Here is an 8481-nt window from a genome sequence, read left to right as displayed (position 1 = left end):
TTCACATGGTCGCGGCTGTTGTGGGGGTTGAGGATGGCGAACAGCAGCGCGCCCTTTCGGATCAGCGCCAGTTCGTCCACGTCCCCTTCGCCGGCGATCAGCGGCCGCTGCACCTTCAGCACGATGTCGGCATCGGCCAGCGCCGACGCCTCGTCGGCGGCGATGGCGGCCCCTGCCGCCTCATAGGCCGCGTCGGTGATGCTGGAACCGAGACCGGCCCCGCTCTCCACCACCACGTCCAGTCCCAAACCCTTCAGTTTCTTCACCGTTTCCGGTGAGGCGGCCACGCGAAGTTCGCCCGCACGTCGCTCCTTTGGAATGGCGACTTTCATTAGATAAAACTCCCCTGCCTCAGATACGCCGATCCCGGCATCCCCCATGGATCATCGGCCCAGACGACGTGCATACATGCCGTATCCATGTGCCTTTGTGAAGCCGAACCCACCGATGGTAATACCAGCCTATTGGGTGCGCCGCAACAAAGGGAATGGCTGCTTAAGCCCATCGTACGATTGTTTCATACATTAAGACAAATCAGCCATGAGCTGTTCAAACTCCGGCGACGGTGACGCTTGTACCAAGGAATGGTCGCGACGCGATGACGCAGCCGGACCTCTGCCGTGCGTGTCCGCGGCGCATCGCCGGCTTGCCATTCCCCCCGCCCGCCGATATTGTCCCGCCCCGTTCCCGAACACCCCCATCGTTTGAGGTTTTGCCATGTCCGACGTCGGCGGCATCGCGGCGGATCGCCTGAAGTCCTTTGTCGAACGCATCGAGCGTCTCGAAGAGGAAAAGCGCGGTCTGCAGGAAGACATCAAGGAAGTCTATGCCGAGGCGAAGGGCACCGGTTTCGACACCAAGATCATCCGGCAGATCATCCGCCTGCGGAAGATGGACAAGGCCGACCGCCAGGAGCAGGAAGCCATCCTGGAGCTCTACAAGGAAGCGCTGGGCATGGTGGAGTGACGGGTTTCCCCGTCACTCTTCCTCCATCGAAGTCACGAAGCGGCGGCCTCTTCAGGCCGCCGCTTCGCGTTCGGGCATCGCGCTGACGCGCCCGGCCAGCCGTTCCATCACGTTGGCGATCAGCGCCAGCCCAGCCCCTCCAGTGGCCCCACCATCGGCGGCTCCGTCCAGGGTCAGGATCGATTCGGGATGGAACTGCACCGCGGCCAGCGGCAGCGTCCGGTGCTCGATCGCCATCACCGTGCCGTCCTCCGTCTCCGCCGTCACCCGCAGGTCCGGCGGCAGGCTGTCGCGCCGCGCCACCAGCGAGTGGTAGCGCCCCGCCCGCATCCCCTGCGGCAGCCCCTCGAACAATCCGATAGGCAGCCCACCGCCCTGGTGACGCAGGGGCGAGGCCTTGCCATGCATCGGCTCCGGCAGGCGCTCCAGTTCCGCACCGAAATGCTCGGCCATCCCCTGCAACCCCAGGCAGACGCCGAACACCGGCACGCCAAGATCAAGCGCCGCCTGCACGCTGCCGCCGACATCGAAATCGGCCGGCCGCCCCGGCCCCGGCGACAGAACCAGCAGGTCGGGCGGGTCGCTACGCAGGGCCGCCCGCGCATGGCTGTGGCGTAGCGTCGTCACGCTGGCCCCCGTCTGGCGGAAATAATCGGCCAGCGTGTGGACGAAGCTGTCGTCATGATCGACCAGCAGCACCCGCCTGCCCTCCCCGCTCCGCTTTGCCCCGGTCTGGACCACCGACAGACGCGGCCCCGTGCCCTCGCCGCGCACCGCGTCGAGGAAGGCGGAGGCCTTCAGCCGGCATTCGGCGTCCTCCGCATCCGGATCGCTGTCCGACAGCAGCGTGGCGCCGGCGCGGACGAAGGCGACGCCGTCCTTCATGTGGATGGTGCGCAGGGTCAGCCCGGTGTCCATCCCGCCGTCGAAGCCGATGCGGCCGAAGGCCCCGCCGTACCAGCGGCGCGGCGACCGTTCGGTATCCTCCAGGAACTGCATGGCCCAGCGCTTCGGCGCGCCGGTCACCGTCACCGCCCAGCTGTGGGTGAGGAAGGCGTCCAGCGCGTCGAAGCCATCGCGCAGCCGCCCTTCCACATGATCGACGGTGTGAATCAGCCGCGAGTACAGCTCGATCATCCGCCGGCCGATGACGCGGACGGAACCGGGCTCGCACACCCGCGCCTTGTCGTTGCGGTCGACATCGGTGCACATGGTCAGCTCCGCCGCATCCTTGGTGGAGTTCAGCAGCGTCAGGATCTGCGATGCGTCGCCCAGCGCGTTACCCGCGCGCGCCACGGTGCCGGAGATCGGGCAGGTCTCAACCCGCCGGCCGCCGACGCGCACATACATTTCCGGGCTGGCGGCGACCAGGAACTCGCCGTCGCCCAGATTGATGAGCGCTTCATAGGGTGCCGGGTTGGCCGTGCGCAGGCGGCGGAAGATGGTGGCCGGGCTGTCGGCGCAGGGCTCGGCGAAGGTCTGGCCGGGCACCACCTCGAACAGGTCGCCGCGGTTGAACGCCTCCTTCGCCGCCCGCACCACCTGCTGGTACTCGCCGGGGGCATGGTCGCACTCCGCGGCGGCGTTGGTGTCGGGGCGGTAGGCGTGAGCCCGCCCGCCGCCGGCAATGCCTTCCGTCGAGACGCCATCCACCACGAACTCGTAAGTGAAGCGCCGCGCCACCCCGGCGGCGTGATCGACCACCAGCAGCCGGTCGGGCAGGTACAGCACGAGATCGCGCTGGTCGTCCGGCCGCTCCAGCCGGCGCCGGATCGTCTCGAACTGAAAGGCGAGATCATATCCGAAGGCGCCATAGAGCCCCAGGAACGGCTCCTCCGGGCAGGCGAACAACGCCATCAGCGCCCGCAGCACGCTGAAGACGGAGGGCTGGCGGCTGCGCTCCTCCTCGGTGAAGACGCCGGCGGGGCGGCGCACCAGGGCGGTGACACGCCCGGCGGTGACCTCCAGCCCGACCAGCGCCTCGTGCCCGTCCAGCGCGCCGGCCACTGCGGGCAGCAGCAGCCGGCCGCGCGGGTTCAGCGCATCGATGCGCACGGTGCGGCCTCGCGCGGTCACCGATAGCGGCGGATCGACGAAACCCAGCGCCTGACGCCGGTAGCGGCCGGGTGCCTCCACCCCGCCGGACAACAGCAGGCCGCGCCGTTCGTCGAGCGCGGTGACCAGCGCATCGACCGACTCGGCGATTGCCACCGGCTCGGCGGTACGGCGCAGACCGAGGCCACCGCCGGTCACGGCGGCGACGGGTTCGAGGAAGACGGGGTCGGCGAGGAACAGGTGGGACGGGATCATGACGGCGGTGCTCCGGTTCGGGCGTCTTGTCGGTGACGCCGCCCGGTGCTTCCGCCTGCCTGTCCGTTCTTCCGCTGGATGACCCGCTGTGTCGGGTCAGGAAAAAGGCCGCTCCGGATACACCGGGCGGCCTTTTCTTCTCAATCCACGCTTACGCGCATTGCCAGGCCGGCCCGTGGGAGACGGGCCACCACCAATGCTGCGACAGGAGGGGCGAGGACATGTTCATGGCAGCAACCGCAACACAGGGCGGGGCCGCCTGTCAAGCACTCCCTGTCAGGCCCCGTCCCGCGGCGGGGCGACGGCGTAGCTGCTGAGGTCCTCCTTGCGGCGCTCGTCGGACGGCAGGCGGCCCTTGACCAGGAAGCTGATGTTCTCCGCCACGTTGGTGGCGTGGTCGCCGATGCGCTCGATCGACTTGGCGGCGAACAGCAGATGGGTGCAGCCGGTGATCTGCGCCGGCGTCTCCATCATGTAGGTCAGGAATTCACGGAACAGGGCGGTATAGGCAGCATCGACCTCCCCGTCGCAATCGCGGACGGAGGTGGCGAGGTCGGCATTCTGTTCGGTGTAAGCGCGGCGCATGTCGCCGATCATCGCCTGCACCATGCGGCCCATGCGGACCAGCGAGGCCACCGGCGGCGCCACCGGCAGGGTGGCCAGCGTGACCGCCCGCTTGGCGACCGATCCGGCGAAATCGCCCATCCGCTCCAGGTTCGAGGCGATCTTCAGCGCCGCGACGATCTCGCGCAGGTCCTTCGCCATCGGCTGGCGCAGGGCCAGAAGGCGGACGGTCATCGCCTCCACCTCCATCTCCAGCCGGTCGATCTCGGCATCGCCCTTCAGCACCTCGCCCGCGATCTCGGCATCGGGGCCGGCCAGCGAATCGAGCGCCAGCCCGACCTGCCGCTCCACCAGTTCGCCCATCCGGTCGATGGCGCTGCGCAGGGCCGCCAGTTCGGTGTCGAAAGCCGCAAGCGTGTGTCCACCCGACATGATCCCCAACTCCCCATTATGACTGGCCTGTTGCCGACGGTGCTGCGCCCGACGCCCCGCAGATGGGGCCCGCCGCCGCCGTCGCCAAGCCGCCTCGGCACTGGAGGCGGCTTTAACCTTTGGCATAGATTATTTCCGGACACTGGTCTATCGATGGACCACGCAACCATGCAGACCGGACCGGACCGATGACACCGCACGAGTTGGTTGCCGTGCTGGAAAAGCACGAGCGCTGGCTGAAGAACAAGTCGGGCGGTTCGCGCGCCAACCTGACCATGGCGAACATGGAAGGCTCGAACCTGTCCGGGGTAAACTTGGCGCAGGGCAAGCTTTCCGGCGCCAACCTGTCCCATTGCGACCTGTCCAACGCCAATCTCAGCACCGCCGACCTGTTCGCCGCCCATCTGACGAAGGCGGATCTGTCCGGCTGCAACCTGTACCGCGCCGATCTGCGCGGCGCCCACATGCGCGGCGCCAAGATGAAGCGCGCCATCCTGCGCGAGGCTGATCTGCGCGGCGGCGCCCTGCTCTATGGCGGACAGGGCGGCAAGAACGGCAAGGGGCTGGATTTCGTCCGCTCCGACCTGACGGGGACGGATTTCGACGATGCGTCGCTGACCAACGCCAACCTGTCGGGCGCCGACCTGACCGACGTGTCGATGAACGGCGCCGATTGCGAAGGCGCGCTGCTGACCGGCGCCACGCTGATGCGCGCCAGCATGAAGAACTGCAATCTCGCCCGAGCCGACCTGCGCGGCAGCAACCTGTCCGGCGTGAACCTGCAGGGCGCGGTGCTGCGCGACGCGAACCTGACCGGCGCGATGCTGGCCGGCGCCAACCTGCGCAACGCCGATCTGCAGGGCGCGAAGCTGGAGGGCGCCGATCTGACCGGCGCCGACACCACCGGCGCCAATCTGGCGCGATCGGCCGACAATTTCTCGGTCCAAATCCAGCAGGCCCTGCACAGCCATTACACCTGGATCAACACCAACGGCACGATGGGGGCACGGGCCGACCTGACCGGCGCCGACCTCAGCCACATCGACCTGACCGGTGTGAACCTGTCGGGCGCCAACCTGAAGCGGGCCAATCTCAGCGGCGCCAAGATGCGCGAGGCGCTGCTGATCATGTGCGACATCTCCGAAGCCGTGCTCGCCGGCGCCGATTTCAGCGCGGCGATCCTGGACGGCGCCAATCTGCGCGGCGCCGACATGGACGGGGTGCGGCTGGACGGGGCCGGAGTTGGCTGGGTCGACATCAAGGGGCCGGACGGCCAGCCGACCGGACGGCTGTGGGCGGCGAACCTGACCGGGGCGCGGCTGACCGGCAGTTCCTGCGTCCGCACCAACCTGCGCGGAGCCAACCTGTCGGACTGCGACTTCAGCAATGCCAACCTGACCGGGGCGATCCTGAGCGACGCCAACATCCGGGACGCGAAATTCTCCGGCGCCAATCTGACCGGCGCCAGCCTGCCGCCGCCGCCGGATCCGGATGACGACTGATCCGACGACGTGTGATCTGGACGGTGATTGATCCGCCGTAGCGGCGACGGCCGTCTGTCGCCGCCGACGCTACTCTTCCTCGCTCTCGCGGGCGGCGGCGGAGGCGGCGTTCAGGTTGGCACCGACGCGGCGCAGCACGTCCAGCGTCACGTCCAGTTCCTCCGGCGCGATGCCGTCGATGGCGATCTGGGCGATCTCGGACGCGCTGGGCATCATCGTGTCGCGCAGGGCCCGGCCCTTGTCGGTCAGGAAGATGTTCATCTTGCGGCGGTCGTGGCTGTTGCGGACGCGCTGGACGAGCCCCTGCGCCTCCATCACGTTGACCGCGGTGACGGTGGTCGGCTCCATCATGCCGACGCGGTGGCTCAACTCCCGCTGGGTCAGGCCATCCTCCTCCCACAGGGCGCGCAGGAAGAACCATTGCCCCATGCTGACCCCCGACCGCGCGATGCGCGTCTGCAGGGCGCGGGCGAAGGCGCGATTCACTTCCCGGACGACGAACGATAAAGCACCGTCGGCCGAACCGGCCGCGTCCTCCGACTCGCCGGGGCGTTCGGGCCCCCACCCCTTGACAGACGCCTCCATACCGACAATCTCTCTGCCGTCGTTCCCGTGCCCGCAACCACCCACGCCGACCGGCGCCGACCGCCGGGCAGTCACCTGTCGAGGCGACGCTGCGGCATCGTGTCCGTCGGGTCCATGCCTGTCTGGTAACACCACCTTGACACGAAGGGGCATGGCTGCGTCATCCAATCATAACGTGTTGTGTGCAAAGCGCAAATCAATTGCGCGGCCTGTAATCACCGACATGCAATGATATGTCACCCCCGGCCCCACCGAACACCGTCAGCATAAGCAGAACGTCTCATTCGATGCTTCGCATGGCCGCCTTGTGTCGCCTCCATCTTTTTGACGCGGCCAACAGGCACCATATCCGCATATGATGGTCGATATGATGATTGCCAATTGGATCGGTATTACTTGGCAGTTCGTGCGGCACCGATCGGGCAATGTGAATATTTCGCTAAATTGTTGATAAACCCCTTCCAACGGCTTGCATAGGATGCGGCCTTTGGTCACACGAGTACGCAAACCGCCTTCACACAGGAGCCGAGAGCCCGCAATGACCGCTTCGACGACCGTTCCTTCGTCCCGTACCGTCACCGTCGCCGCCACCCAGATGGCCTGCAGCTGGGACCGTGCCGCCAACGTCGACGGCGTCGAATCGCTGATTCGCGAGGCCGCCGCCAAGGGCGCGCAGATCATTCTGCCGCAGGAGCTGTTCGAGACCCCCTATTTCTGCAAGGACCAGAAGCAGTCGCTGTTCGAACTGGCCGCTCCGGCCGAGGGGCATCCGGTGATCGGACGCATGCAGGCGCTGGCCCGCGAGCTGTCGGTGGTGATTCCCGTCAGTTTCTTCGAGAAGGCGCGCAACGCCTATTACAACTCGATGGCCATGGTCGATGCCGACGGCAGCGTGCTGGGCGTCTACCGCAAGTCCCACATCCCGGACGGCCCCGGCTATCAGGAGAAGTTCTATTTCAGCCCCGGCGACACCGGAATCCAGGTATTCAAGACCCGCTACGCCACCGTCGGCTGCGCCATCTGCTGGGACCAGTGGTTCCCGGAGACCGCCCGCGTCATGGCGCTGAAGGGGGCGGAGATCCTGCTCTATCCCACAGCCATTGGGTCGGAGCCGCAGGATTCCTCCATCGACAGCCAGGGTCATTGGACACGGGTTATGCAAGGCCATGCCGGTGCCAACCTGATGCCGCTGGTCGCCTCCAACCGCGTCGGGGTGGAGCAGGGGGAAAGCTGCGCACTGACCTTCTACGGCTCGTCCTTCATCGCCGGGCCGCAGGGGGAGATCGTTGCGCAGGCCGACCGTGAGAGCCGGACGGTGCTGACCGCCACCTTCGACCTCGACCGGATCGCGGCACAGCGCGCCTCCTGGGGCCTTTTCCGCGACCGCCGTCCGGAACTGTACGGCGCCCTGCTGACGCTGGACGGCGAAACGACTCCGCGTCGCTGACCGGGTCGGATGGGGAGGACCGGGAACGGCGGTGCCGGCGCCGCGCGGCGTCAGACCGTCAACCCCCTCCCCGCTCCGGCGGATTTGCCCAAGGCCTGTGCCGCGCCATAGGCGGCAGCCGCCCGTCCGGACGCGGTGTCACCGCCCTGCCGGCGCTGTTCCGACTGGGCCTGCAGCTTCGCCGCATCCGCCTGCGCGGCGACGCGCAAATCCTGCGGCGACGGGTCGGCCGGGGCAAGAGCCGCAGCCTTCACCTGCTCCATCTTGGCGACGGTGGCGGTCGGCTCCGATTCGGGACTGACGTCGATCGGCACCTCGCCGGCGGTGGCGTAGTTCTTTCCGTCCGGCCCGCGGGTAAAGGTGAAGGAGGCGCCGCCGGCCTGGGCGCCGCCGGCCGCCTGATGCGCCGCCTCGTGCTGGCGGACGCCGGTGTCGGCCTGCTTGAGCTTCTGGACCTGCTGCTGTGCCGCGTCGGACAGGGTGACGGTGTCGGAGGAGCCGCCGCCCTGCCCCTTCCCTTCGGCACTGTCCTTCCCGCCGTCCGACGCGGCCTTCCCATCCCGCAGCAACGGCTGGCTGCGTGGGGGGGCGTAGGTCCCGATGGACGGGCTGGTGATGGAAAGGTCGGCAGCCACCGCCCGCATCCTCAAGAAAAGAGGCCGAACTTCCCCTCAA

The 8481-nt window shown here is 67.7% G+C and carries 7 protein-coding genes and 1 pseudogene; 3 read left to right on the top strand and 5 right to left on the bottom strand.

Translation table 11 applies throughout. The annotated features are described in order from the left end of the window. Positions 1-332 (bottom strand): annotated as a pseudogene (locus TSO5_RS24195) (NAD(P)(+) transhydrogenase (Re/Si-specific) subunit alpha); the annotation flags it as partial. 385 nt (positions 333-717) lie between these two features. Between TSO5_RS24195 and TSO5_RS24190 the strand changes: the two are divergent. Continuing rightward, positions 718-966, top strand: coding sequence for a DUF2312 domain-containing protein (locus TSO5_RS24190; RefSeq protein ID WP_012973951.1), 249 nt, complete (start codon positions 718-720; stop codon positions 964-966). Between the two features lie 51 nt (positions 967-1017). Here the strand turns inward: TSO5_RS24190 and TSO5_RS24185 are convergent, their stop codons facing one another. Both TSO5_RS24185 and phoU read right to left on the bottom strand, forming a co-directional pair. After that, positions 1018-3276, bottom strand: a complete 2259-nt coding sequence (locus TSO5_RS24185) for an anthranilate synthase (protein ID WP_109154018.1) — start codon at positions 3274-3276, stop codon at positions 1018-1020. A 276-nt stretch (positions 3277-3552) separates the two neighbouring features. After that, positions 3553-4272, bottom strand: coding sequence for a phosphate signaling complex protein PhoU (gene phoU, locus TSO5_RS24180; RefSeq protein WP_109154017.1), 720 nt, complete (start codon positions 4270-4272; stop codon positions 3553-3555). Positions 4273-4460: 188 nt separating this feature from the next. On the opposite strand from phoU, the gene TSO5_RS24175 reads away from it, so the two are divergent. Beyond that, complete coding sequence (locus TSO5_RS24175; protein ID WP_109154016.1) at positions 4461-5774, top strand: pentapeptide repeat-containing protein; 1314 nt, start codon at positions 4461-4463, stop codon at positions 5772-5774. Between the two features lie 69 nt (positions 5775-5843). On the opposite strand, the gene TSO5_RS24170 is transcribed toward TSO5_RS24175, so the two are convergent. Then, on the bottom strand, positions 5844-6359 hold the full coding sequence (locus tag TSO5_RS24170; RefSeq protein ID WP_109154015.1) for a MarR family winged helix-turn-helix transcriptional regulator: 516 nt from the start codon (positions 6357-6359) through the stop codon (positions 5844-5846). Positions 6360-6897: 538 nt separating this feature from the next. On the opposite strand from TSO5_RS24170, the gene aguB reads away from it, so the two are divergent. Continuing rightward, positions 6898-7806 (top strand): N-carbamoylputrescine amidase, encoded by a 909-nt coding sequence (gene aguB, locus TSO5_RS24165; protein ID WP_109154014.1) that lies wholly within the window; start codon positions 6898-6900, stop codon positions 7804-7806. Between the two features lie 50 nt (positions 7807-7856). Here aguB and TSO5_RS24160 read toward each other — a convergent pair whose 3' ends face one another. After that, positions 7857-8450 carry a putative metalloprotease CJM1_0395 family protein gene (locus TSO5_RS24160; protein ID WP_109154013.1) on the bottom strand — a complete coding sequence of 198 codons (594 nt, stop codon included), beginning with the start codon at positions 8448-8450 and terminating at the stop codon, positions 7857-7859. Positions 8451-8481 lie beyond the last annotated feature (31 nt).

Source organism: Azospirillum sp. TSO5, assembly GCF_003116065.1.
GTDB lineage: Bacteria > Pseudomonadota > Alphaproteobacteria > Azospirillales > Azospirillaceae > Azospirillum.
This window is presented reverse-complemented; position numbering and strand designations above follow the sequence as displayed.